The 18,923-nt window shown below is 65.7% G+C and carries 34 protein-coding genes and 1 pseudogene; 25 read left to right on the top strand and 10 right to left on the bottom strand.

What is annotated here, in order from left to right; genetic code table 11:
• From MHA02_RS14680 to MHA02_RS14590, 20 genes are all read left to right on the top strand, one after another.
• The gene (locus tag MHA02_RS14680; protein ID WP_147079912.1) at positions 1-462 is read left to right on the top strand and encodes a hypothetical protein; all 462 of its coding nucleotides are present in this window, start codon (positions 1-3) and stop codon (positions 460-462) included.
• A 321-nt stretch (positions 463-783) separates the two neighbouring features.
• Positions 784-1,092, top strand: coding sequence for a hypothetical protein (locus MHA02_RS14675; protein WP_147079910.1), 309 nt, complete (start codon positions 784-786; stop codon positions 1,090-1,092).
• A 1-nt stretch (position 1,093) separates the two neighbouring features.
• Positions 1,094-1,282: a hypothetical protein gene (locus tag MHA02_RS14670; protein ID WP_147079908.1), complete on the top strand. Its 189-nt coding sequence runs from the start codon at positions 1,094-1,096 to the stop codon at positions 1,280-1,282.
• Positions 1,283-1,359: 77 nt separating this feature from the next.
• Positions 1,360-1,842, top strand: coding sequence for a recombinase family protein (locus MHA02_RS14665; protein ID WP_147079907.1), 483 nt, complete (start codon positions 1,360-1,362; stop codon positions 1,840-1,842).
• A 175-nt stretch (positions 1,843-2,017) separates the two neighbouring features.
• Positions 2,018-3,061 (top strand): site-specific integrase, encoded by a 1,044-nt coding sequence (locus tag MHA02_RS14660; protein WP_147079905.1) that lies wholly within the window; start codon positions 2,018-2,020, stop codon positions 3,059-3,061.
• A 312-nt stretch (positions 3,062-3,373) separates the two neighbouring features.
• On the top strand, positions 3,374-3,556 hold the full coding sequence (locus MHA02_RS14655; RefSeq protein WP_147079904.1) for a hypothetical protein: 183 nt from the start codon (positions 3,374-3,376) through the stop codon (positions 3,554-3,556).
• Positions 3,553-3,984, top strand: coding sequence for a hypothetical protein (locus MHA02_RS14650; protein ID WP_147079902.1), 432 nt, complete (start codon positions 3,553-3,555; stop codon positions 3,982-3,984). The genes MHA02_RS14655 and MHA02_RS14650 overlap by 4 nt, the downstream gene beginning before the upstream one ends.
• A gap of 69 nt (positions 3,985-4,053) precedes the next feature.
• Positions 4,054-4,377: a hypothetical protein gene (locus tag MHA02_RS14645; RefSeq protein ID WP_147079900.1), complete on the top strand. Its 324-nt coding sequence runs from the start codon at positions 4,054-4,056 to the stop codon at positions 4,375-4,377.
• Positions 4,377-4,649 (top strand): hypothetical protein, encoded by a 273-nt coding sequence (locus MHA02_RS14640; protein ID WP_147079898.1) that lies wholly within the window; start codon positions 4,377-4,379, stop codon positions 4,647-4,649. The genes MHA02_RS14645 and MHA02_RS14640 overlap by 1 nt, the downstream gene beginning before the upstream one ends.
• Positions 4,646-4,852, top strand: coding sequence for a hypothetical protein (locus tag MHA02_RS14635; protein ID WP_147079896.1), 207 nt, complete (start codon positions 4,646-4,648; stop codon positions 4,850-4,852). The genes MHA02_RS14640 and MHA02_RS14635 overlap by 4 nt, the downstream gene beginning before the upstream one ends.
• The gene (locus MHA02_RS22200; protein WP_170249252.1) at positions 4,849-5,001 is read left to right on the top strand and encodes a hypothetical protein; all 153 of its coding nucleotides are present in this window, start codon (positions 4,849-4,851) and stop codon (positions 4,999-5,001) included. The genes MHA02_RS14635 and MHA02_RS22200 overlap by 4 nt, the downstream gene beginning before the upstream one ends.
• Positions 5,002-5,034: 33 nt before the next feature.
• Entirely contained in the window at positions 5,035-5,244 is a 210-nt protein-coding gene (locus MHA02_RS14630; RefSeq protein WP_147079894.1) for a hypothetical protein, read from the top strand.
• 388 nt (positions 5,245-5,632) lie between these two features.
• Positions 5,633-5,836, top strand: a complete 204-nt coding sequence (locus tag MHA02_RS14625; protein ID WP_147079892.1) for a hypothetical protein — start codon at positions 5,633-5,635, stop codon at positions 5,834-5,836.
• Entirely contained in the window at positions 5,829-6,080 is a 252-nt protein-coding gene (locus MHA02_RS14620) for a hypothetical protein (protein ID WP_147079889.1), read from the top strand. Before MHA02_RS14625 ends, MHA02_RS14620 begins: the two co-directional genes overlap by 8 nt.
• A complete protein-coding gene (locus MHA02_RS14615; protein ID WP_147079887.1) occupies positions 6,080-6,460 on the top strand; it encodes a hypothetical protein in 381 nt (126 codons plus the stop codon). The genes MHA02_RS14620 and MHA02_RS14615 overlap by 1 nt, the downstream gene beginning before the upstream one ends.
• 12 nt (positions 6,461-6,472) lie before the next feature.
• The gene (locus MHA02_RS14610; RefSeq protein WP_147079885.1) at positions 6,473-6,730 is read left to right on the top strand and encodes a hypothetical protein; all 258 of its coding nucleotides are present in this window, start codon (positions 6,473-6,475) and stop codon (positions 6,728-6,730) included.
• Positions 6,731-6,778: 48 nt separating this feature from the next.
• Positions 6,779-7,006 (top strand): Acb2/Tad1 domain-containing protein, encoded by a 228-nt coding sequence (locus MHA02_RS14605; RefSeq protein WP_147079884.1) that lies wholly within the window; start codon positions 6,779-6,781, stop codon positions 7,004-7,006.
• A gap of 109 nt (positions 7,007-7,115) precedes the next feature.
• Complete coding sequence (locus MHA02_RS14600; RefSeq protein WP_147079882.1) at positions 7,116-7,337, top strand: hypothetical protein; 222 nt, start codon at positions 7,116-7,118, stop codon at positions 7,335-7,337.
• A 716-nt stretch (positions 7,338-8,053) separates the two neighbouring features.
• Positions 8,054-8,611 carry a ParB N-terminal domain-containing protein gene (locus tag MHA02_RS14595; RefSeq protein WP_147079880.1) on the top strand — a complete coding sequence of 186 codons (558 nt, stop codon included), beginning with the start codon at positions 8,054-8,056 and terminating at the stop codon, positions 8,609-8,611.
• A gap of 10 nt (positions 8,612-8,621) precedes the next feature.
• Positions 8,622-9,827, top strand: a complete 1,206-nt coding sequence (locus MHA02_RS14590) for an ABC transporter ATP-binding protein (protein ID WP_147079878.1) — start codon at positions 8,622-8,624, stop codon at positions 9,825-9,827.
• On the opposite strand, the gene MHA02_RS14585 is transcribed toward MHA02_RS14590, so the two are convergent.
• Positions 9,790-10,185, bottom strand: coding sequence for an ASCH domain-containing protein (locus MHA02_RS14585; RefSeq protein ID WP_147079876.1), 396 nt, complete (start codon positions 10,183-10,185; stop codon positions 9,790-9,792). The genes MHA02_RS14590 and MHA02_RS14585 overlap by 38 nt on opposite strands.
• 30 nt (positions 10,186-10,215) lie before the next feature.
• Here MHA02_RS14585 and MHA02_RS14580 point away from each other — a divergent pair, with 30 nt between their 5' ends.
• A complete protein-coding gene (locus MHA02_RS14580; protein WP_170249250.1) occupies positions 10,216-10,893 on the top strand; it encodes a formyltransferase family protein in 678 nt (225 codons plus the stop codon).
• Between the two features lie 3 nt (positions 10,894-10,896).
• On the opposite strand, the gene MHA02_RS14575 is transcribed toward MHA02_RS14580, so the two are convergent.
• The 9 genes from MHA02_RS14575 to MHA02_RS14535 form a co-directional block, all read right to left on the bottom strand.
• Positions 10,897-11,121 carry a hypothetical protein gene (locus tag MHA02_RS14575; protein WP_147079874.1) on the bottom strand — a complete coding sequence of 75 codons (225 nt, stop codon included), beginning with the start codon at positions 11,119-11,121 and terminating at the stop codon, positions 10,897-10,899.
• Between the two features lie 76 nt (positions 11,122-11,197).
• Positions 11,198-11,569, bottom strand: a complete 372-nt coding sequence (locus MHA02_RS14570; protein ID WP_147079872.1) for a hypothetical protein — start codon at positions 11,567-11,569, stop codon at positions 11,198-11,200.
• Positions 11,566-12,042 (bottom strand): hypothetical protein, encoded by a 477-nt coding sequence (locus MHA02_RS14565; RefSeq protein WP_147079871.1) that lies wholly within the window; start codon positions 12,040-12,042, stop codon positions 11,566-11,568. The genes MHA02_RS14570 and MHA02_RS14565 overlap by 4 nt, the downstream gene beginning before the upstream one ends.
• The gene (locus tag MHA02_RS14560; protein ID WP_147079869.1) at positions 12,026-12,532 is read right to left on the bottom strand and encodes a hypothetical protein; all 507 of its coding nucleotides are present in this window, start codon (positions 12,530-12,532) and stop codon (positions 12,026-12,028) included. Before MHA02_RS14560 ends, MHA02_RS14565 begins: the two co-directional genes overlap by 17 nt.
• A 104-nt stretch (positions 12,533-12,636) precedes the next feature.
• Positions 12,637-12,903 carry a hypothetical protein gene (locus MHA02_RS14555; protein WP_147079867.1) on the bottom strand — a complete coding sequence of 89 codons (267 nt, stop codon included), beginning with the start codon at positions 12,901-12,903 and terminating at the stop codon, positions 12,637-12,639.
• A 4-nt stretch (positions 12,904-12,907) separates the two neighbouring features.
• On the bottom strand, positions 12,908-14,602 hold the full coding sequence (locus MHA02_RS14550; protein WP_147079865.1) for a hypothetical protein: 1,695 nt from the start codon (positions 14,600-14,602) through the stop codon (positions 12,908-12,910).
• Positions 14,603-14,664: 62 nt separating this feature from the next.
• A complete protein-coding gene (locus tag MHA02_RS14545; protein ID WP_147079864.1) occupies positions 14,665-15,291 on the bottom strand; it encodes a hypothetical protein in 627 nt (208 codons plus the stop codon).
• Positions 15,292-15,331: 40 nt separating this feature from the next.
• The gene (locus MHA02_RS14540; RefSeq protein WP_147079862.1) at positions 15,332-15,664 is read right to left on the bottom strand and encodes a hypothetical protein; all 333 of its coding nucleotides are present in this window, start codon (positions 15,662-15,664) and stop codon (positions 15,332-15,334) included.
• 125 nt (positions 15,665-15,789) lie between these two features.
• Positions 15,790-16,392, bottom strand: coding sequence for a GIY-YIG nuclease family protein (locus MHA02_RS14535; protein WP_210245071.1), 603 nt, complete (start codon positions 16,390-16,392; stop codon positions 15,790-15,792).
• A 232-nt stretch (positions 16,393-16,624) separates the two neighbouring features.
• Between MHA02_RS14535 and MHA02_RS14530 the strand changes: the two genes are divergently transcribed.
• The 4 genes and pseudogenes from MHA02_RS14530 to MHA02_RS14515 form a co-directional block, all read left to right on the top strand.
• Positions 16,625-16,822 carry a hypothetical protein gene (locus tag MHA02_RS14530; protein WP_147079859.1) on the top strand — a complete coding sequence of 66 codons (198 nt, stop codon included), beginning with the start codon at positions 16,625-16,627 and terminating at the stop codon, positions 16,820-16,822.
• Entirely contained in the window at positions 16,819-17,217 is a 399-nt protein-coding gene (locus MHA02_RS14525) for a hypothetical protein (RefSeq protein WP_174804676.1), read from the top strand. The genes MHA02_RS14530 and MHA02_RS14525 overlap by 4 nt, the downstream gene beginning before the upstream one ends.
• Before the next feature lie 43 nt (positions 17,218-17,260).
• Positions 17,261-18,619, top strand: coding sequence for a PBSX family phage terminase large subunit (locus MHA02_RS14520; RefSeq protein WP_210245070.1), 1,359 nt, complete (start codon positions 17,261-17,263; stop codon positions 18,617-18,619).
• Between the two features lie 15 nt (positions 18,620-18,634).
• Positions 18,635-18,923 (top strand): annotated as a pseudogene (locus tag MHA02_RS14515) (hypothetical protein); the annotation flags it as partial.

Here is an 18,923-nt window from a genome sequence, read left to right as displayed (position 1 = left end):
GTGGAAGCATGTGACACTTATAGAGAGATCAAGCTTATTCATGAAAACTTTCGTGACACCGATAAACCGCTATTAGACGGCGACAAAGAAGACATTCTAAGGGAGATGAAGGCGGCCTGGCCAAGCCTGAATGACGCGAACCTCATAATACATCACGAAGTCGCGCATGCGGAAATTCACGTGGACGTGAAGGCCGCTCACTCGGTGATTAAGAAGCCACCTGGATCTGATCTTAAATCGGCGCTTAGCTTCCTTTACACTAAAAAATCGTTCGAACGTGTCTTTGAGCCAATCATAGAGGATATGCGTTTCGAGCACTGCGAAGCACTTAGATCTGGCGATGTAAAGAAAGCTCGCTGGACCCACGTTCGAGGTGTTATTGGTATCTTTGCCACCATGGTTATCCACGCCGCCAGCTCGGGCGGCAAGATGGCGGTGAAACTCTGGAAGATGGGATCCTGAGGTCGAGCGTGGGGACTTGCCCTCCAACTATGACTTGTGCCACATCTGACCCTGCGAAGTTCTAGCGGCCCCGGCGGTAACCCCGTCCGGGGCCGCTGGCGTTTCGGATCCGCTTCGCCCTTCCGGGCACCCAGTTGATGCGGCGCGCGTGAGCGCGGGGAAAAAGGCCTCTCAGTACCGTCGGCGATCAGGATGCCCGAAACACCCGGGGCAGGCGCGCGCATGCCGAACGGCATACCGCCTGCGGCCCTGCTGTAGCGCCGACACGCATCATTCGACCTTTGCCAGCATCGGGCGCGACGCCGCCCACGGAACCTGCCGATGTCCGCCGCCCTGAAACGCCGCTTCGAGTACGCAAGCGAACTGCGCACCTATGCCGATCGCGTTGACGCGCTCGAACTGGCCGACCGGAAGGACCCGGAGAGGCCGATCGTCGCGAAGATCGCCCTGGCGCAGGAGATGCGCGCCCGCGCCGCCGAGGTGATGAGGCGCGAAGATCCGGCCGAGCGCGGGATCATCCGGGCCGAGACCGTGTTCGCGGCGCGCACCGGCAAGCCTGCGAGTCCGGTGAAGGTCACCGTGCAGCGGCCGCGCGTCGGCGGCGTCATCGGCTTGGCGAAGGCTGCCTGACGTGTGCGTTGCCGAAGCCGTCATCGAGATCGACGAGTCCCGCCTGATCGTGACGCCGTCGCTGCAAGATCGGGTTATCATCCTGTCGGCGGATGACGGTGCAGCAGAGACTTGTGTCGACCTGCCGGCGGCGAAGGTCCGAAGGTTGATCCTGAATTTGACCGCTGCATTACGAGAAATCGAGGATTGATCCGGTCTCGGATCCTACAATGGCGTTGCGGCTAAGATCGCCTATATTGCTCGCTGATCACTACAGCGGGTGCAATCATGAGCGAGATTTACGTCGGCGACGCGTTTCCCGATGGGAAGGTGCTTGCTGACTTCGAGGTGAGGCGGCAGGCGCATCGCGCGGCGCCGGCCGCACATCGTCGGATGGCCATCGGTTACGTCGCCGGCGGGTCGGCCTCGGTCGATGGCGAACGGGCGGTACGTGCCTTCGCCGAGCGCCACGGGCTCGAACTGGTCGAGGTGGTGCGCGAGGCCGTCGGTGCCATGGTTGCGAAGCCGACGAGCCGCCCGGGCTTCGCGAACGTCTACGGTGCCGCCGAGGCCGGTCGCTTCGGCACGCTGCTCGTCAGCCGCGCTGCCGACCTTTCGGGGCATGCCTTTGCCGCGGCAGAGGCTGTTGCGGATCTTCTGGACCTGTTCGGGGTCGTCATTCGGTCGGTCTCGGAACCCGAAATCGACACCTCGACCGAGGCCGGAAAGCAGGCCCTGGCGGATCGGTCCGGATTGATCGTTCCGAGCTGAAATCGGACCTCAAAAATTCCTGAGGTCCCCTGCCCCGGCGCGTAGCGGATTTAACCCCCGCAAACTCGGCTTAGCGGACCCTATCCAGGGCTCCGAAAATACCTGCTTTGGCGGTAAGAATCCGTTAACCGAACCGTGAAACCGTGCGGCGCCCGTGGCCGTGGAGGCGCGTCGAATGCTCGAAGACTGCGCCGTCACGATTCCGGCCTCCGGCGACGGTTCGGCTCAGTCGGTTCCGGCCATCATCGCGACGATCGAGCCCGATCCGGCACCGGCCCACGCCGCGCTGATCGTCTCGCCGGAACTCGCGGCCTCGATCGCCAGCGCCGAGGCTTATGCCGAGAACGCCACGGCCGATCGGACCCGCATCGAATACGCGGCCGGGTTTCGCCTGTTCGAGGCTTGGTGCACGAAACACGGGGCGCTTGCCCTCCCGGCCCACCCGGAAGCGGTTCGGGCCTACCTCGCTGAACTCGCCGACCGCGGGCTGAAGCCGGCGACCATCGACGCCCGGGCCGCCGCGATCGCCTTCAAGCATCGTGCGACCGGACTGGAGCCGCCGACTGCCGACACGAAGGTGCGCAAGACCATCCGCGGCATCCGTAATCGCGTCGGCACCAAACCGGACAAGAAAGCGCCGGCAACCGCCGAGCACGTGAAGCGCATGCTGAAACGGCTGCCGGACACGCTGATCGGGAAGCGCGATGCGGCCCTGATCGCGATCGGCTTCGCCGCCGCGCTGCGTCGCTCAGAGCTCGTCGCTCTCGACGTCGAGCACATCGAGCGCACGCCCGAGGGCATGATCGTTCACATCAGCAAGTCCAAGACCGACCAGGAGGGCGCTGGCCAGTCGGTGGCCGTCCTCGCAGGCTCGAAGCTTCGCCCGGTCAAGGCTCTGGAGGAATGGCTTGCCGCGTCGTGCATCCGCTCCGGCGCGCTGTTTCGTCATATCCGCAAGGGCGACAACCTGACGGAAGAACGCCTGAAGGATCACGCCGTCGCGGAGATCGTGAAGGGGCGGGCCAAGGCGGTCGGGCTCGACCCGAAGTTTTTCGCCGGGCACTCGCTTCGGTCCGGCTTCGTCACATCGGCACTCGCCGCAGGGGCCGACGTCCTGAAGGTTATGAGCGTGACCCGCCACACCCAGGTGCAGACGCTCAAAGGCTATGACCAGCGCGCCCAAGCTTTCCGCGACCACGCCGGCCGCGGCTTCCTCTAAGGTCATGACAATGGACGGCGGTTCGGCCGCGATTCTCGCGACCACGATGGTTCTCGGCGCCGCGTTCGTCGCGACCGTGCTCTGGATCGCCCCGATCGTCTGAACGCGGGCGAGCCGGCGCAGCCGGTTCCTTCTTTCCCGTGGCCACAGGCGCATACGGCTTTTCGGGACAACTCGGGAGAGCACCGCACCGGCCGCTGACATAGCACGCCGCGGGCCCTGCCCACTCGGTCACCTTCATCACCACCGCGGTCACGACCGCTTTCGACCTGCGCGCATCCGCTCGCGGGTCATTTCCGCATGGGGAAACGGATGCCCAAGATCCTGCAAATCAAGGCCGTCGCCGAGCAGCGCGCTCAGCTGCACAATGCGGCCATCGCCTTCGCGCGCGCCAACCCGGGGAAGCTGCCGCCGAACATGAAGCGGCTCCGCCGCCTCAACATCGAGAGCGCCACCCGCCGCTCACTCGTCGGCGACAAGGGGATGCGCGCGTGAGCACTGCACCTGCCCTGCGCGCGGCACGCGCCGCTGAGCGCACGGTCGCCCGGGCCACCTTGCTCGCGACGCTCGATGCGGTTCCGAACGACGGCGCCATCATCGTCACCACGTCGAAGGCGATGGCGGAGTACATCATCCGCTTGCTCCGGGACCGGTACGAGATCGAGACCCTGCGTTGGGTCTGGGTCGTCGTCGCCGAAACGGCGGACGCCGAGCGCGCTCATCTCACCGGCCAGACGCTGCCGGTCATCCGGCCGGCCGGCGTCGTTCTGAACCGTGTCCGCGCACAGCAGCGTCGGGTCGAGCGGCTCGAACGGGCCGCCGCCAAGCGGTCGGCCGACCTGGCCGCGATCAGTGACCGCGTCCGCGCGGTGCTGCCGCCGGAAGTGATCCGCAGCCTCGTCTTCGGTGACGCCCAGCCCTGAGCCGGCCCGGCTCCTCGTTTCGCGACGCCCCCGGCGTCTGACGCACGCTCGCATCCGGCTTCCCCCAACATGCCATCACCTGATCGCTCGGCAGCGGCCCGCACGGGCACGCTCGAGCAAACGCACCTTCGCGCCCTGAACAAAGCAGTCGACGCGCTCCCCGCGAAGGGGGCGATCCTGCTCGTGCACTCCCACGCCGAGCTGCCGGCGATGCGCCGCCTCGTGCAGGTCCGGCGCGGTGTCGACGTCGCCGAGGCAACCCGTATCGTCGCCGCCCCGACCGAGGCTGACGAAGCTCCGTTCTCCGGCGTGACCCCCCGCATCGTGCGCGGGCCCTTCCTCGCCGCGCAGCGTGCCTACGCCGCTGCACTCGGCCAAGTCTGGAGGGCCTGATGGCCGCGTTCGCAATCCGCTTCGGCGCCGGCCGCGCCGTCCGCTACCTCACCCTGCCGGACACCGTCGGCGAGCATGCCAAGGGCTGGCGGCCCTTCATCTGGGCCAAGGACATCCAGCGGGCCGAACTGTTCTCATCCGAAGAGAGCGCTGGCGCCTACGCCCGCGAGCACCTCGGGCACGATCGCTGGGCGGTTGTCGTCGCGCCGTCGCGCGGCATTCCGACCGACGACCTCGGCGGCAGCCCCGTCGCGATGAGGATGGCAGCATGACCGGTTTTCTAAAGCGCTGGTTCTCCTGGCTGCTGGTGCCGACGGCATCCGCGGCCGAGCTCGACGAGAACGGCCCGCTGCCGAACGGGATCTACCTCGTCCCGCCGCATGTCACGCTGTCCGGCTACCAGCCGCTGTCCTTCTACCTCGCGATGCGGGTCGGCGACGCCGATCGCGTCATCCTGCGCGGGGCTACCGCATGATCCCCGCCCTCCTCACCATCGCGGTGCTGGCCGCGCCGCCGGCGCCCCCTGCTCCGCCGGCGCCGAAGGTCCCGCCGATCGTCGCCATCCTCACCAGCCGGGTCGAGCCCGTCCCCGGCCGGAAGCCCCGATCCTACCCGGTCCACTAAGCCGCCGCCCCGGCGCTCACCGCGAGAACCTCCATGTGCTCTGTCTCCTTCGCTGTCGGCCGCTGGCGCGGTCGGCACGGTAAGTCGCGCGTCGTCGCGCTCGCCGCCACGATCTGCCCGGCCTCCTACGACGAGGGCTTCGATCTCGGGGCGTCCGAGCGCGCGCAGGCTCCGCGCCGCACGGCTCAGCCGGCCCGCGGCCGCTTTGCCGATTCCGGCCGGCGCGACTTCGCCCGCCGCTAACCCCTACCGGGTCTCGGCCCGGACCAGCCCTCCCCTTCGGTGGTCGTCATGCTCGCATCCAAGCCCCGCGGGCTGCGCCCGCTCGTTCCTTTCGCCCTGATCGGCTTCGGTCTCGGCCTGCTCCTGCCCCTGCCGGGACGGGCCCGCGCCGCCGACGAGGACCTGACCATCACCGGCTATCGCCTGGAGATGCGGGCCTGCCAGGGCGAGGTCTGCCGACTGCTCGGCGCATCGCGGACGCCTTGGCGGAAGCGCGACGCCTGCCGCGCACGCCTCGACCTCATCATCGCGGGCATCCGGGCTGGCGCGCTGAAGCCGCCCGCCCTCCCCGCCGGGCAGTCGCGATCCAAGCCCGCTGCGCGCCCGTCCTCGAACTTCGGAGCGCGTGATGCTCGCCGTCATCCTCGTCTGCATGTTTTCGACGGCGCCCGCCGACTGCACCCGCGCCACCGCCCTCGATGTCGTCACCCGACCCGTCGCCATGCCGACCGAATGCGGCATGGCCGGTCAGGTCGTGGCCGCCGATTCCCTTGGCGTCGATCGCGCCGAGCGCCGGTACATCAAGATCGTTTGCGAGAAGCGCCATGGGTAAGCACCACGCCCCGATCGGCGAGGCGGTCCCTCGCGCCGCTGCGCCTGCACTCGACCAAGCCACCGTGCGTGCGCTGTGCGACGCCGGCTTCATCAGCTCGCGCGACTACGTCGACATGGCGGCCGTCCAAGGCTGGCAGCCCGACCCCGTCATTCGCGCACGGCTCGCGCGCCTCGCCCCGCCGATCCCGCAGCGCGACAGCGCGCCGGGCGGCTTCGACGATCCTTTACCTGGAGACGCCTGATGTCCGCTCGCCTTCGTCCGTCGCGTCTCAACGGCCTCGCGACCCTCGCCATGGTCGCAGCCACGGCCGTCCTCGCCGCCCAGGCGCCCACGCCGGTCGTCGCGAAAGCGGCCCCGCTCGACCCGATGCCGGAGCCGCCTGCCCCGCCGAACGTAAGCCTGGTCCGCCCCGAGGACGTGCCGGCTCTAGGCCTGACCGCGCTGCACGCGCCGGAGACTTGCGCGGCCTGCCGCTTCTACATGCCGGTGACGAGCAAGGGCGGCGAATGCCGCCGGTTCGCGCCGACTTTCGGCGAGACCGTCGCGGGGGAATGGCCGGTCACGCTCGACAAGCACTGGTGTGGCGAGTTCTCGCCCGCCGTCGTGCCGACCGCCCACTGACCGGAGGCCGCCATGCTGCGCACGTCTCTCGCCGCCGCCGTCGGCGCGATCATCGGTGCCCTGTGCTACGCGACCGTCGAGGAGCGCGTGCGGGATCAGCTCTGGGCGCCGGTCGAAGCCACTAGCCTTGGACTCGTCGCACTCTTGGCGTTCTCGGTGGTGCTGTTCGGGATGGTGCTACGCGAGCCCCGCGCCGCCGTGCTGGTCCAGGCCGGTGACCTGAAGCCGGTGCCTCAGCGCGATCGGCTCGGGCGGTTCCGGAAGCAATAAATAATCCGTGCCGGTGGATGATCCGGCTTCAGCAGAAGGAACAGCCAGATGGCTTCCATCGAAAGCGCCTCCGATCAGCGGACGGCGAACAACTCCGTGCGCCACCAGTACCGCGTCCTCAATGATGCCGAGAAGGCCAACATGGTTGCGGTAAAAGATAAAGGCCTCGAATTCCTCGAACTCGTTGACGGCCTCGGCAACAGCCGGGAAGTCAGCCTCGCCAAGACGAAAATCGAAGAGGCGGTCATGTGGGCGGTAAAGTCGATCACGGCTTGATAACGATCGATACCTACCAAATTCCCGCCTATAAAAGGCTTCGACTATCCATGACCAAACCTACCCGGCCGGCGCCTTCTCCGGAAGCGCCGCAGATCGTCCTGCGCCGGTGAGCTTCGCCCTCACCAAGTACCAGAAGCGCTTCTGGATCACGATCGCGGAGACCGGTGAGCGGATCTACACGCCGCCGGACTTCATTCGTCTCACGCGCGGGCGCAGTGACTTCGATACGATGCTGGCGGATCTAAACGCCGGGGGCGACCTTTTCGAGGCTGTCCTGTCTTTCGAAAGGCGACTCAATCCGCGCAAGAGAAAAGTGGTCGTCTCGTAGTATTACGCAGCATTTCCAGGCAAAATGCCTGATGCCCTACACTCGTATTCGAACATGCATCACATGCGGCTTGGTGGAGACGGTTCGAAAGGACAACATCGCTCTACGATGCAAGCCATGTGCAGCGAAGGAATGCGGCCCAAGGGGCGCGCTAACCCGCAAGAAGCACACGGACGGGCACGCGCTCATCGTAAGCTGCCAGCATTGCCGAACGAAGTTCCGTACTGTGCCTTCCACGGGACGGCGATATTGCTCTGTCACGTGCTCCCGATTGGCCAGATCGGTTGAGCGTGTCTGTGAGACCTGCCACACAGCATTTCGGGTGCCGCGGTCCAAGCTCTCGGGCAAAACGAACAGCTCGGCTCGCTTCTGTTCTCGCCCCTGCTACGAACGACACCTGTGCCGGACTGATCGAAAGACTGGGCGCGGGAGCCAGTGGGCCAAGGTACGCAAAGAGGCGCTTCGCCTGACGCCGTATTGCTGGCTGTGCGGGACGACGAAGCGCCTTCAGGTCCACCACATCATTCCCTGGCGCCTCACGTTCGACAACCGCCAACCGAATCTCGCCGTGCTGTGCACCCGCCACCACAAGGTGGTCGAGATGGCCTTGGTGGAAACGGAAAAATTCGGGTTCGGGCCGGTGGAGCGCTTCGCTTGGCGAAGCATGCTCGCGGAGCGCCGAGACGCGACACGCATGATGCTTCTGGAGGTTTGGCGTGAGCTTGAAGGTCCAAGAATGGGCGATCGACCGACTGGTTGAGTACGCGAGGAATCCACGGAAGAACGATGACGTCGTCGACGAGATGTGTGCGGCGATCCGCGAGTTCGGATTCCGCATACCGATCGTCGCCAAATCCGACGGCACGGTCATTGACGGCCACCTTCGGCTGAAGGCAGCACGGAAGCTCGGCCTGCCCAAAGTCTCCGTCGCGATCGCCGATGATCTATCGGAAGCGCAGGTGAAGGCGTTCCGGCTGCTGGCGAACAAGTCGGCCAACTGGGCAAAGTGGGACAACGAGCTTCTGAAGATCGAATTTCAGGAGCTTCAGGCCATGGACTTCGACCTCGGACTGACCGGCTTCGACGTCGGGGAGATCTCCGTGGTGCTGGACCCGGACGAGGCCGCTCCGGACGACGGCATCGAGGATCCGCCCGACGACAAATACCAGGAGCAGTTCGGCGTCATCGTCATCTGCGGGGACGAGGTCGAGCAGAAGGCGATGTTCGAGCGGCTGCAGGGCGAGGGCCTGACCGTGAAGGTCGTGACCACGTGAGGGGGCGCCGGTGAAGATCCAAGTTCGAAACCGATGCTCTGATTTTCAGAGCTACCGTGCAGCCCGAGTCCGTTCGCTCTTCAACGCAGAAAAGGGCTGTGATTTCGACCTCGATGCCGACCTCGATATCGACGACGGCAAGTGGCAGATCGGCGTAGTGGTCGGGCCGTCGGGCTCGGGCAAGACCTCGATCGGCTGCAAGGTGTTCGGCGGCCCCGAGGCGCTGTGGCAGCCCGAGTGGCCGAACGATCGCCCCATCGTCGACGCACTGGCGCCCGGGGGCGACTTCAACGACGTCACCGCGGCGCTGGGCTCGGTCGGGCTCGGCTCGGTGCCGACCTGGCTGCGCCCCTACCAGGTGCTGTCGAACGGCGAGAAATTCCGCGCGGATCTCGCGCGCCTGATTTGCGAGGCACCCGCCACGGCGGTGGTCGACGAGTTCACGTCGGTCGTGGACCGGCAGATCGCGAAATTCGGTGCCCTGGCCTTCTCGAAGTCATGGCGCCGGCTCCTTGACCGCAAGGTCGTCCTGCTCACGCCGCACTACGACGTGATCGAGTGGCTGGAACCCGACTGGGTTTTCGACACGGCGAAGAAGACCTTCGCAAGGGGGCGTCTTCGACGACCTCAGTTTAATCTGCAAATCTGGAAGGTCGACGGACGTTACTGGCCGCTCTTTGAGCCGCATCACTATCTGAAACTGCCCCGCATGGTCGGGGCGAGCTATTACGTCGGGACGGTGGATGGCGAACTGGTCTGCCATCTCGGTGTCGCATCGAACGTGAAGGGCAAGTCTGTAGAGGCCCGAGCCTGCCGCCTCGTCGTCATGCCGGAATGGCAAGGCGCCGGCGTCGGCTTCCGATTCTTGAACGAGATCTGCGCGATGCAGGAGCGGGGCGACGAGTTCGCCCGCCTACCCGGTCGCAAGACGACGACGATCTTCCACACCTCGCACCCGCAGCTGTGTGCCGTATTCCGTCGGGATCGGCGCTGGCGGCAGCTGTCGGCCGTGCTGCACGGCGTTCACAAGGGAAAGTCTAAGGCCTCGATCAACGCCTCATCGCGGTGCCAACCCCAAACGGGCGCGGCGATCTCTGCCGTCGGCTATGGCGGCCATATGAGGGCGGTCCAAGGCTTCCGGTTCTACGGCCAGAAGGGCCTCGACGCCGTCCCGACGATCAAGCTTCCGAAGTCCAAGCGATCAGCGCCCCGCTGAACACGAGCGTCTCGGCGCCGCGCGGCGCGTGCGTCGCGAACCAGAACCCCCGCATGTGCGCGAGGTCGCGGAAGCCGTCGGCGATCGCGAAGGCCTCGGGATCGACGTGCTGGCCGTCGAGCGTGAAGGTCGTCGCGCCGGCACGTGCAGGGAACACGAAATCCGCGGCCTGCAGCGTTGAGCACACCGGCTCGAGGATGATCCGCGACGCCTTGGTGCGCATGCCGGCGTAGAGCCGGATCCGGTCACCCGGCGCAGCGTGCCGATAGGGCGGCGTCTTCGGCTTGCGCACCGTGTGCGTCTTCGCGCCGGACAGGATGCCGGGGACCATCCAGTCCGGGAAATTGTAGGCGACCATCGCCGTTCGGGTCCGCTTCGAGGGTACAGCGTGAAGATCTACATCTCCGGCCAGAAGATGTTCGGCGCCGACGTGTTTCGGCTGGTCCAGCGTCTCGGTCACACCATCGCCGGCGTCTCGTCTCCCGCGTTCGACGGGACCGGTCAACGAGAGGACAAGCTCCGCGCCGCGGCTGGCCTCGCCGGTGTGCCGTGGCTCGAATCCGGGCGGCTCGACGCGCACACCCTGCCCGAGGGCGTCGACCTGATCCTCGCCGCGCACAGCCACGAGTTCATCGGCCGCAAAACCCGGATGCGGGCTCGGTTCGGGGCGCTCGGCTACCACCCTTCTCTCCTGCCCCGGCACCGCGGCCGCGACGCCATCCGCTGGACGCTCGCCATGGGCGATGCCGTCACCGGCGGCACCGTGTTCTGGCTGTCCGAGCGCGTCGACGGCGGCGACATCGCGGCCCAGGATTTCGTCTTCGTCGAGACCGGCGAGAACCCCGCCGACCTCTGGCGCGGTAAGCTCGCCCCGCTCGGCCTGCGCCTGATCGAGGCCGCACTGTGGGATCTGAACGTCGGCATCATGCGCCGGCAGCCGCAGGACGAGGCCGTCGCGACCTGGGAGCCGTCGTTCGGGCGGCCTCCGCTGTCCCGGCCGGATCTGGAGTTGCTCGGCTACGCGCCGGGGCTCACGGTGTCTCGGGCGGCAGCGCGGGCGGCCTGATCGTCAGCTCTCCACCTCGACCGTGATCCGGACCTTCTGACCGATGAACGAGCGCAGCATCTCGTGCACACCGCTCTGGTCGTGCGAACTGAACGAGGCCGCTAGCCTGTAGTCCTCCTGCGTAACGTGCTCGTCTGGATAGAGTGTGATCGTCCCATTCTCGTCCGCGCCAGCGAGGTCTCGTTCGGTGACGGTCAGGCGTCCGCAGTAGGCGACGTACATGGGCATGGGGTAGCTCCTCGCCGAAGGTCCTCGGCCCCATCAAGCACGGCGGCGGAACGGCTGGCGAGGGCCCAGATGGGCATCAGCCACGCTCGCCTCCCCCCTGCTCCAGGGTGTCGAGGGCTTTGCGGCCGGCGGGCGAAAACCGATCGGGATGCGGCGTGATGCCGACCCGATTTAGACCATCAGCAGCTGCGGCGAACTCTTCGGGTGAGAGGGCGGACATCTCTGCGCCGCCGGCTCCGTCGCGCGTGCCGTCAAGCGCGAAGATTGAACCGTCCGTCATCTGCAACTGCACGTTCAGATGCTGCGCGCGCCGAGCCGCGTCGTTGTACATGCCAACCGCGTAGCTCTGACGGCCATGAGCGTAGCGACGCGCCATCCAGAGCGTGTCGCGAATGATGTTTTCCAGGGCGGCGATGCGCTGTTCGGCAGTCGATGAGGCTCGCTTCATCTTGGCTTCTCCTCCTGCGCGATGGCGCCGGTTGCCGCCTTAAAGTTCGTCCGGATCTCGGAGAACGCGGCCGAGTGCGCCAGCACCCACTCATGAAGCTCGTCGGCCTCACCTTTGTCGGCCAGGTCGCGTGAGGCCCGCATCCGCAGATACTCGGACGCGCGGCGGTCGAGCCATCTGCCGAAGAACTCAAGATCGCCGGCCATCCCGACGGGGATCTTCCACCGCGTCAGCGGTGTGACGCCCATCATCTCGGGCAAGGTGTACAGGCCCGCAGCTTTGAGCCGGTCGTCGAGTGTCCGCACCCGCTCGCCCTCGTCCCGGTCCGGGCTCGCTCGGAGGGCGGCTTCGATGAGGGTCCATTCGCCGACTGAGAACCCGAGCATCGGCTTTGAGCCTTCGTGCGGATCCTCGCCCTTCATCCGCTCGGCGATGCGATTTGCCAGCCCGATCAGTTCAGCTTGCGTCGGCATGGGCTGTTCCTTCTGCGAGAGCGGTGCGGATGAAGTTGAGGGTCCGCAGGTACTCGGCGGTATGGGAGCGCGGTTGGACGATGGACATGCAGGCTTCGGCTTGGTCCAGCGCCGCCTCCAACGCCGCGATCCTCGCCTTGAGGGCCGCTGGCTCGGTTTCTGCGCGATCGGCGCGGGCAAGATCGATTTCGGCTTGGTCGGTAGGGCAGTTCGACCAGTCGCGGGCTATCCCGCGCAGCACGTCCAGCGGCGCGGCGATCTCGTCGAGGGCCTGAGAGAACTCTTCGCGAAAGCGATCGTCGTCCCATTCGTAGGGACCGCGCCCGCCTTCCAAGAGCCACGCTCGCCCGCGCAGGGACTCGCGCATCTTGTTGACGGTGACGGCGACTGTGCTGCGGTCGCGCTCCAGGGCGCGCCGCGCCTCATCCCGCTCGGCCAAGGCGGCGTTGCGTTCGGCGAGGACGGACGCTAGCGGGCCGGCGATCAGCATGTCCGCTGCCTCCTGCGGAAGCTTTCCGGCCAGCCTCGATGCTTCGATAAGGACGGCCAGCACCTCCCGGAGCGCTGCCGTTTCGGCTCGGGTGGGGGCGGGGGTCATTCTTCCCCCCAGTAGCTCATATCAGCATCGGCGCATTCTTCGGGGCCTTCCTGTCGCTGGTCCTTGTCTGCCCAATATGTCGGGGCGGTTTCCTGTGCATATTCCTCGACCGATTTGTCATCGTCGAAGTGCGTGAAGCCTGCACGCTTGACCATGTAGGCGACGAAGCGACGGCAGAACTCGGCCTTATTTGGTGTAGGCTCTGGCGCTGGCCGAATTTCTCTACCAAGCAAGTCTAGCGTGCGTGTGATCGCGTCGTTCATCGGCTCAGACCCCCTCGCTCGTCGGGGAGGGCGGGGCGGCGCGATCCCACCGCTCGATCTCGGCGAGGATCAGTGCGCCGGCCTTTATGAGCATGCGGCGCGGATCACCGGGCTTCCATTCGGGACGCGACCAGGGCCAGAGCAACGGCCTGTCATCCTTCCTTTTGTCGTGAGCGCGAGATGCGTAGCAAGAGGCCGCCAGGGCAAGCTCGCCGGCCCCATGCTGATCGTCATGCTCCGGCTTCCAGCCTTCCGCCTCGACCTGTCGACGACGCTCGGCCAGGACGTCGCGAGCCGCTGCCGTCTGCCCCGTCCCGGTCCGCGCCTCTAGGGCGGCGAGGGCGGCCTTAGCTCTTTCAAGCGGCAGGACGTAGCCGTCGTAGAGGATGACCCAAAACACCCACCGTGCGGCCTCCACAGCGAGTGGCCGGCTCACCGGCAGGTGGAGCATCAGCGTGTCGGCAATCCGGCCCTGAGGGTCCGCCTCGACCGCCTCTCCGACGACCGGTGCCGGGTCGGGTCGGAGGGCGAGGATGGCGTCGGTTGCCTGATCAACGCGGACGAGTTCCCGCTTAGCAAGGCCACCAAGCAGCCCGTCTAGGACGGTGTGTCCGGCATCTGAGATCGCATCGTCGGGGTCTAAGCCTTCGGCATGGCAGTGCAGCCGTGCGACGATGGTTCGGACCGCCTCCCGATCCAGTCCGCCCCGGCTTGCAGCCCCTTCCGCCTTGGGGGTGAGGACGAATTGAAAGCGATCCGGGTAAACGCGGGCGACGAGGGTTACATCCTCGTAAGTATTCATTTCGAGATGAACGTCGTCGACCCTTAGCAAGGTGCGGAAAGCGTGATCACCCTTGCCAAAATCAACCACGTACCAGCCGGGCTCAGCTAGGCGATCATTGGGGCCAATCGGAACAACGGCCTCCAGCGCCTCGACCTCCCACGCAGCGGCGGGCGGGGCGGTGTCTGGGGCTGTGGGACGGGCGAGGACAAGTTCGCCGAAGCGATAGGCATTCCAGAGCGCAGATATGAAATCGAAGTTCGATCTCGCCTCCGAATAAACTTCGGCATCAATATCGGGGTAGGTGTCATCGGCTATGGCGAAGCGCCGAGAAGGGCGGCCGGACCCAACTCGCGCTAAATCTCCAATACAAGCCGTAAACCCGCCACCGCCGTCGTCTGAGTGATCGCAAGGCTGACCTTCAAAAACACTCATCATGCCCGGCGTAGCTTTCTCGCTGAGCGCCCGCAGATCCCCGGATGCGGAGGCGGCGGTCGGGGCGAGGGCGTCCTGGCGACCCTGCTCTCTGGCGGCGGACACGAGCGCTACGATCGCGGCTGGACTGGCAACGTAGATCGTCGCGTACTCGTCTAGGTGCTCAAAACCGTGAAACACGGCGGCGTTCACCATGAAGCTCTCGGCCTCGGTAAGCGGCCTCGGTGCGGGGACGGGTTCGAAGGCCTCCGGAACACGGGTGACCTCTTCGGTGGTTGCGACCACAATGGTGATCGAACCTTCGCTTTGCTCGACTACGGGACCGACGAGGCTCGTATTGTTTTTTACCCGCATGAATTCGACGGTCGGTTCGACTTCCCGCAGCGCTTCAGCGCCCGAGGCCGGGTCGAGGGGCTTTGTGGTGGGGGTCTGCATGGACGCGGACAGGCTCGTGCGCCCTGGAGCCACGGTGTTCGTGCTCATGGTCGTCTCCTTGATGTCGTGAAATCTTGCCGTGTCGGACGGCTTGCCGCGAGGAAAAGCCCTCAAGCGGCCTTCGCCATCCCTTGTGTGTTTGTCTCAGCCGCGCGCAGCAGCACTTCCCCGCGCTTGCCGGTGGTCGCCGTGCAGGTCTCGCCCTCGGGCTCCGCGGCCTCGTTGGCGGCGTCGAGCGCCCCGGCGGCGGTGTCGAAGATCCCGAACAGCGTCCAGCGGCCGTCGATCTCGACGTAGGCCCGGACCTCGCGCTCGTCGGCCGGCACCGCGAACCAGCGGGTATCGTGGCCCTCACGGCAGCGGTGGAGCTTCAAGCCCGCTGCCTCGACCGCGTTGTAGAATCCCCCGAACTTCGTCCAGCCCGTCAGGGCCTTCAGCTCTGTTGTCGTCACGCCGTCCAGCGCGGTTGCGGCCTCGAGCACCAGGCGCGTCTTGCCCTTCGGGGCGCGGCCGAGCGGCGTCGTCAGCACCGTGACGTTGGTGGCGATCGCGGCGGGCTCGATCTGCACGACCGAAATTTCTTCAACCGTCGGCGCGTCGATCAGCGCCAGCTGCGCCTTCTCGCTCCAGCCCCACGAGCCGTCCGCCACACGGGCGAAGTCGAGCGTCGCGATGTCGAGGCCGAGGCGCTTGGCGGCGCGCTGTGCGTTGAACTTGCTGCTGCAGGTCTTGGTCATAGCGGACTCCTCGTGAGTTGGGCGTGGCCCGGCGATGGGTTCAGGCGGCGAGCGCCAGCGCAGCGGTCAGGATGCGGATCTGGTAGGTCCGCCGCACCATGTCGGCGGCGTCCTCGCGGAAGCTCGTCGAGAGGCCGACGCGGTGGACCGGCGTCTTGAGGCGGGTGATCGTGGCCTTGATGCGCTCGGCGCCGTCGGCGGCGATCCGGACGATCTCCTTGGCCTCGTGCCATGCCGCCTTGAGGCAGGAGGCGAAGCAGGCGCGGCCGATCGAGCGGAAGGGGACTTTCGGATAGGCATAGCGCTCGCGGAACAGCGCCCAGGCGCGGGCCATGATGCGGGCGGGGGCGAGCGTGGCGCTCTGAGCGGCCATGATGGGTCTCCTATAGAGTTGGGCGTTGCCCTACGGTGCAAGTGCTCCGTTGCTTGTAATAAACTCCGAGTTGCTGTTCCGAGCAAGCGAAATGGACTATCAATCTCGCGGTTTACGAGATGTATTTAAGAGACTGGTGTCTCGGATTTGTCCTGGTAGGGGTAACGCATCGGCCGAGCTGCCCCTTCGTCACCGTCTTGAGACGTGGCGATATTCTTGGGCGGCACGCCGATAAACTCGACCAACGTAATGATTAATACCGCAGCAATGTAGGTTATAATCACGGTGGCGGTTGCATATATCCATGAAATGCCGAAGCAGTGAATAATGGATATTGGGGTAAGCACGGCAAATACCAGGGCAATGGCCAGAGCCTGACCAATGTCTAAACTCGCCGCCCTAGGCCCATAATTCATCCGTCGCTTCGGTGACGGCTTGCTTAGTGCGTCGCCTGTCATGCCCAGCCGCTGAGCCTCCGCCAGCGCGAAATCCGGGGTGCAGCGGAAGAACTCGCGCTTGCCGTTGAGCCGGTTTTTCTGAAGCGCCGCGTGTAGGCGTTTCTCGTCAAGGCGAGGATTTGCCGATGGGAAGGACCATGCGCACTCGAACCGCATTGGGATCCCTGTCGGTGTGCTCAGCTGCATCATGCGCGCAGTCGGCTGGTCGAAGGTCATCCCGATCTTGACGAGCCCCGGCATCGCCGGATTGGTTGCACAGTAGACAAACACCGCGTTCGGCCCCCACCTTGATCCCTTGGAACGAGGGTTCAGGCAAAGGCGCCCGGACTGCGGCGGCGGCCCGGAACAGTGTTTTCGGGTCCGCGCCCTGTCCCCTAGCGTCCAACTATCCCTTGACGTATAAGAGAACCTGAGAACGCAGTTCTGCGGCCCCGGCGGTACCCACCGCGCGGGGCTTTTTCGCGTCCGGGCTCAGGCGTCCTCGCCCCGGGTCTCCCCCATCATGAAGCCCTACATCCTCAAGGTGCTCGCGCGCCGGGCTGAGGTCCTGCGCGCCGCGCGCGGCACGGACTTGGCCGCCGCCGCACCGACGCCCTCCGCGTCGCCCCGGCCCATGCCCCTCGCACCCGACCCGGCCGATACCAGCGACGCGGCCCTGATCTTCGCGCTGTCCGATCCCAAGCGCGTGAGGCCGACATGAGCCGTGCCCCGCACGAGCCGACCGCCAAGACCCGTGGCCTCGTCGAGGGCTACGCGGCCTGCGGGACGCCCGAGGCCGATATCGCGGTGATCATCGGCATCGACCCGAAGACGCTGCGGAAATACTACCGCGACGAGCTCGACACCGCGCACATCCGCGCGAATGCCAAAGTCGCGCAGTCCCTCTTCAGCCATGCCACGAACCCGGCTTCCGGCATGAAGGGCGTCACGGCCGCGATCTTCTGGATGAAGACCCGCGGTCGCTGGAAGGAGACCACGGTCGTCGAGAACACCGGCAAGGATGGTGGTGCGATCGAGACGCAGCAGACCGTTCTTATCGAGTTCGTAGAACCGGGTGCCACCAATGCTGGGGAGCCCGACGCCGGCGGCGAATAAAATCCGGGTCCCAGCCGTCTTCCGGTACCTCTACCGGTCTGGCTTGGTCGAGCACGAAGGTCGGCAGGTCCCGATCCGGTACCGCGCTGCCTATGGCGGGCGCGGCTCCGGCAAGTCGCACGCTTTCGCCCAGGCCCTCGTCATCCGTGGCGCTAACCGCACGACGAGAGCGCTCTGCTGCCGCGAGATTCAGAAGTCGCTGAAGTCCTCCGTCAAACGGCTTCTCTCCGACAAGATCCGATCAACCGGCCTCTCGCACCTCTACAGCGAGACCGAGACAGAGATCCGCGGGCCGCGCGATACGCTCTTCCTTTTCGAGGGGCTGCGATCGAACCCGGACTCCGTGAAATCAATGGAAGGGCTCGACCTAGCCTGGGTCGAGGAGGCCAACACGGTCTCACAGCGATCGCTCGACCTGCTGATTCCCACGGTGCGCAAGCCCGGATCCGAGATCTGGTTCACTTGGAACCCGAAGAACAGCACTGACCCTGTGGACGCGATGCTACGCGGCGCGTTCCAGCCGCCGGGCACGCTTATTGAGCGCGTCAACTTCGACGACAATCCATTCTTTCCGGAGGTTCTCCGGGCGGACATGGAGTTCGACCTCCGCCGGGATCCCGATAAGTACGCACACGTCTGGCTCGGCGAGTACCTGCGCAATAGCGAAGCACGGGTCTTCAAAAACTGGAAAGCCGAAGAGTTCGAAACACCGCCTGATGCGGTCTTCTACCTCGGCGCTGACTGGGGATTCTCCGTTGATCCGACGGTTTTGGTCCGCTGCTTCGTGCGCGACCGAACGCTTTTCGTTGATCGCGAGGTCCACGCGGTCGGTTGCGAGATCGACCACACGCCCGCGTTCTTTGCGGGCAACGATACGGCCCAGCCCCCGCGCTGGGAAAACACGCGCGGCTACGAGGGTATTCCCGGCGCACTACGATGGATCATCCGTGCTGATAGCGCCCGACCTGAGACCATCTCATACATGCAGCGCCGCGGGTTCCGTATCGAACCTGCCACAAAGGGTCCGGGTTCGGTTGAGGAAGGTGTCGAGTTCCTCAAGTCTTATGACATCGTCGTTCATCCACGGTGCAAGCATACGATTGATGAGCTAACGCTCTACTCATACAAGACCGACCCACTGACCGAAAACGTTCTTCCGGTTCTTCAGGACAAGAAGAACCACGTTATCGACGCACTTCGCTATTCAATCGAGAAGCTGCGGATCAACTCGCGGTCGCAGAGCATGTTCGACCTCGTGCGCCAGGAGGCCGAAACGGCTCGGGTCGCTGAGGCGGTCCACAATGCAATCGCCACGGCTGCTGATGCAAGATCGCCCGTTCCTTCGGGCCCGACCTACGCCGCCGGCTCAGTCGAGGCGATGAAAGCCGCCCTCGGCGGATAAGCACAGGACATCTCGATGCCTCCTTCCGGCGGGACGCGCACATCGCTGTCCGCTTCGATGGCGGGCAGTTTCTCCGGCCAGTGGTCGATGTTTTCGCCGGGCGTCCCGCTCGCGCCGATCACGCCGGCCCAACCGGTCCGCCGGATCGACTTCCCGGTCGGGCACAACACGGTCACGACGCCGCGCTCGTACGAGCCCTTCGGTTTCGCGCAGCTGCGGTCGTTCGCGAACGTCGAGTTGGTCCGGCTCGCGATCGAGACCCGCAAGGATCAGATCGAGCGCCTGGACTGGCAGATCCGGCCCC

It is taken from the genome of Methylobacterium haplocladii, from assembly GCF_007992175.1.
Classification (GTDB): domain Bacteria; phylum Pseudomonadota; class Alphaproteobacteria; order Rhizobiales; family Beijerinckiaceae; genus Methylobacterium; species Methylobacterium haplocladii.
Note: the sequence above shows the minus strand (reverse complement) of the source record. Positions and strands in the feature narration are given on the sequence as shown.

What these genes read in the sequence shown, in the direction of transcription:
- MHA02_RS14575 (WP_147079874.1), bottom strand. Translation starts at nt 11,121, where the DNA reads ATGCCCATGTACGTCGCCTACTGCGGACGCCTGACCGTCACCGAACGA.
- MHA02_RS14560 (WP_147079869.1), bottom strand. Translation starts at nt 12,532, where the DNA reads ATGCTGATCGCCGGCCCGCTAGCGTCCGTCCTCGCCGAACGCAACGCC.
- MHA02_RS14610 (WP_147079885.1), top strand. Translation starts at nt 6,473, where the DNA reads ATGCTGCGCACGTCTCTCGCCGCCGCCGTCGGCGCGATCATCGGTGCC.
- MHA02_RS14615 (WP_147079887.1), top strand. Translation starts at nt 6,080, where the DNA reads ATGTCCGCTCGCCTTCGTCCGTCGCGTCTCAACGGCCTCGCGACCCTC.
- MHA02_RS14550 (WP_147079865.1), bottom strand. Translation starts at nt 14,602, where the DNA reads ATGAGCACGAACACCGTGGCTCCAGGGCGCACGAGCCTGTCCGCGTCC.
- MHA02_RS14525 (WP_174804676.1), top strand. Translation starts at nt 16,819, where the DNA reads ATGAGCCGTGCCCCGCACGAGCCGACCGCCAAGACCCGTGGCCTCGTC.
- MHA02_RS14530 (WP_147079859.1), top strand. Translation starts at nt 16,625, where the DNA reads ATGAAGCCCTACATCCTCAAGGTGCTCGCGCGCCGGGCTGAGGTCCTG.
- MHA02_RS14540 (WP_147079862.1), bottom strand. Translation starts at nt 15,664, where the DNA reads ATGGCCGCTCAGAGCGCCACGCTCGCCCCCGCCCGCATCATGGCCCGC.
- MHA02_RS14645 (WP_147079900.1), top strand. Translation starts at nt 4,054, where the DNA reads ATGCCATCACCTGATCGCTCGGCAGCGGCCCGCACGGGCACGCTCGAG.
- MHA02_RS14555 (WP_147079867.1), bottom strand. Translation starts at nt 12,903, where the DNA reads ATGAACGACGCGATCACACGCACGCTAGACTTGCTTGGTAGAGAAATT.
- MHA02_RS14640 (WP_147079898.1), top strand. Translation starts at nt 4,377, where the DNA reads ATGGCCGCGTTCGCAATCCGCTTCGGCGCCGGCCGCGCCGTCCGCTAC.
- MHA02_RS14570 (WP_147079872.1), bottom strand. Translation starts at nt 11,569, where the DNA reads ATGAAGCGAGCCTCATCGACTGCCGAACAGCGCATCGCCGCCCTGGAA.
- MHA02_RS14635 (WP_147079896.1), top strand. Translation starts at nt 4,646, where the DNA reads ATGACCGGTTTTCTAAAGCGCTGGTTCTCCTGGCTGCTGGTGCCGACG.
- MHA02_RS14585 (WP_147079876.1), bottom strand. Translation starts at nt 10,185, where the DNA reads ATGGTCGCCTACAATTTCCCGGACTGGATGGTCCCCGGCATCCTGTCC.
- MHA02_RS14675 (WP_147079910.1), top strand. Translation starts at nt 784, where the DNA reads ATGTCCGCCGCCCTGAAACGCCGCTTCGAGTACGCAAGCGAACTGCGC.
- MHA02_RS22200 (WP_170249252.1), top strand. Translation starts at nt 4,849, where the DNA reads ATGATCCCCGCCCTCCTCACCATCGCGGTGCTGGCCGCGCCGCCGGCG.
- MHA02_RS14620 (WP_147079889.1), top strand. Translation starts at nt 5,829, where the DNA reads ATGGGTAAGCACCACGCCCCGATCGGCGAGGCGGTCCCTCGCGCCGCT.
- MHA02_RS14625 (WP_147079892.1), top strand. Translation starts at nt 5,633, where the DNA reads ATGCTCGCCGTCATCCTCGTCTGCATGTTTTCGACGGCGCCCGCCGAC.
- MHA02_RS14565 (WP_147079871.1), bottom strand. Translation starts at nt 12,042, where the DNA reads ATGCCGACGCAAGCTGAACTGATCGGGCTGGCAAATCGCATCGCCGAG.
- MHA02_RS14665 (WP_147079907.1), top strand. Translation starts at nt 1,360, where the DNA reads ATGAGCGAGATTTACGTCGGCGACGCGTTTCCCGATGGGAAGGTGCTT.
- MHA02_RS14660 (WP_147079905.1), top strand. Translation starts at nt 2,018, where the DNA reads ATGCTCGAAGACTGCGCCGTCACGATTCCGGCCTCCGGCGACGGTTCG.
- MHA02_RS14545 (WP_147079864.1), bottom strand. Translation starts at nt 15,291, where the DNA reads ATGACCAAGACCTGCAGCAGCAAGTTCAACGCACAGCGCGCCGCCAAG.
- MHA02_RS14605 (WP_147079884.1), top strand. Translation starts at nt 6,779, where the DNA reads ATGGCTTCCATCGAAAGCGCCTCCGATCAGCGGACGGCGAACAACTCC.
- MHA02_RS14630 (WP_147079894.1), top strand. Translation starts at nt 5,035, where the DNA reads ATGTGCTCTGTCTCCTTCGCTGTCGGCCGCTGGCGCGGTCGGCACGGT.
- MHA02_RS14655 (WP_147079904.1), top strand. Translation starts at nt 3,374, where the DNA reads ATGCCCAAGATCCTGCAAATCAAGGCCGTCGCCGAGCAGCGCGCTCAG.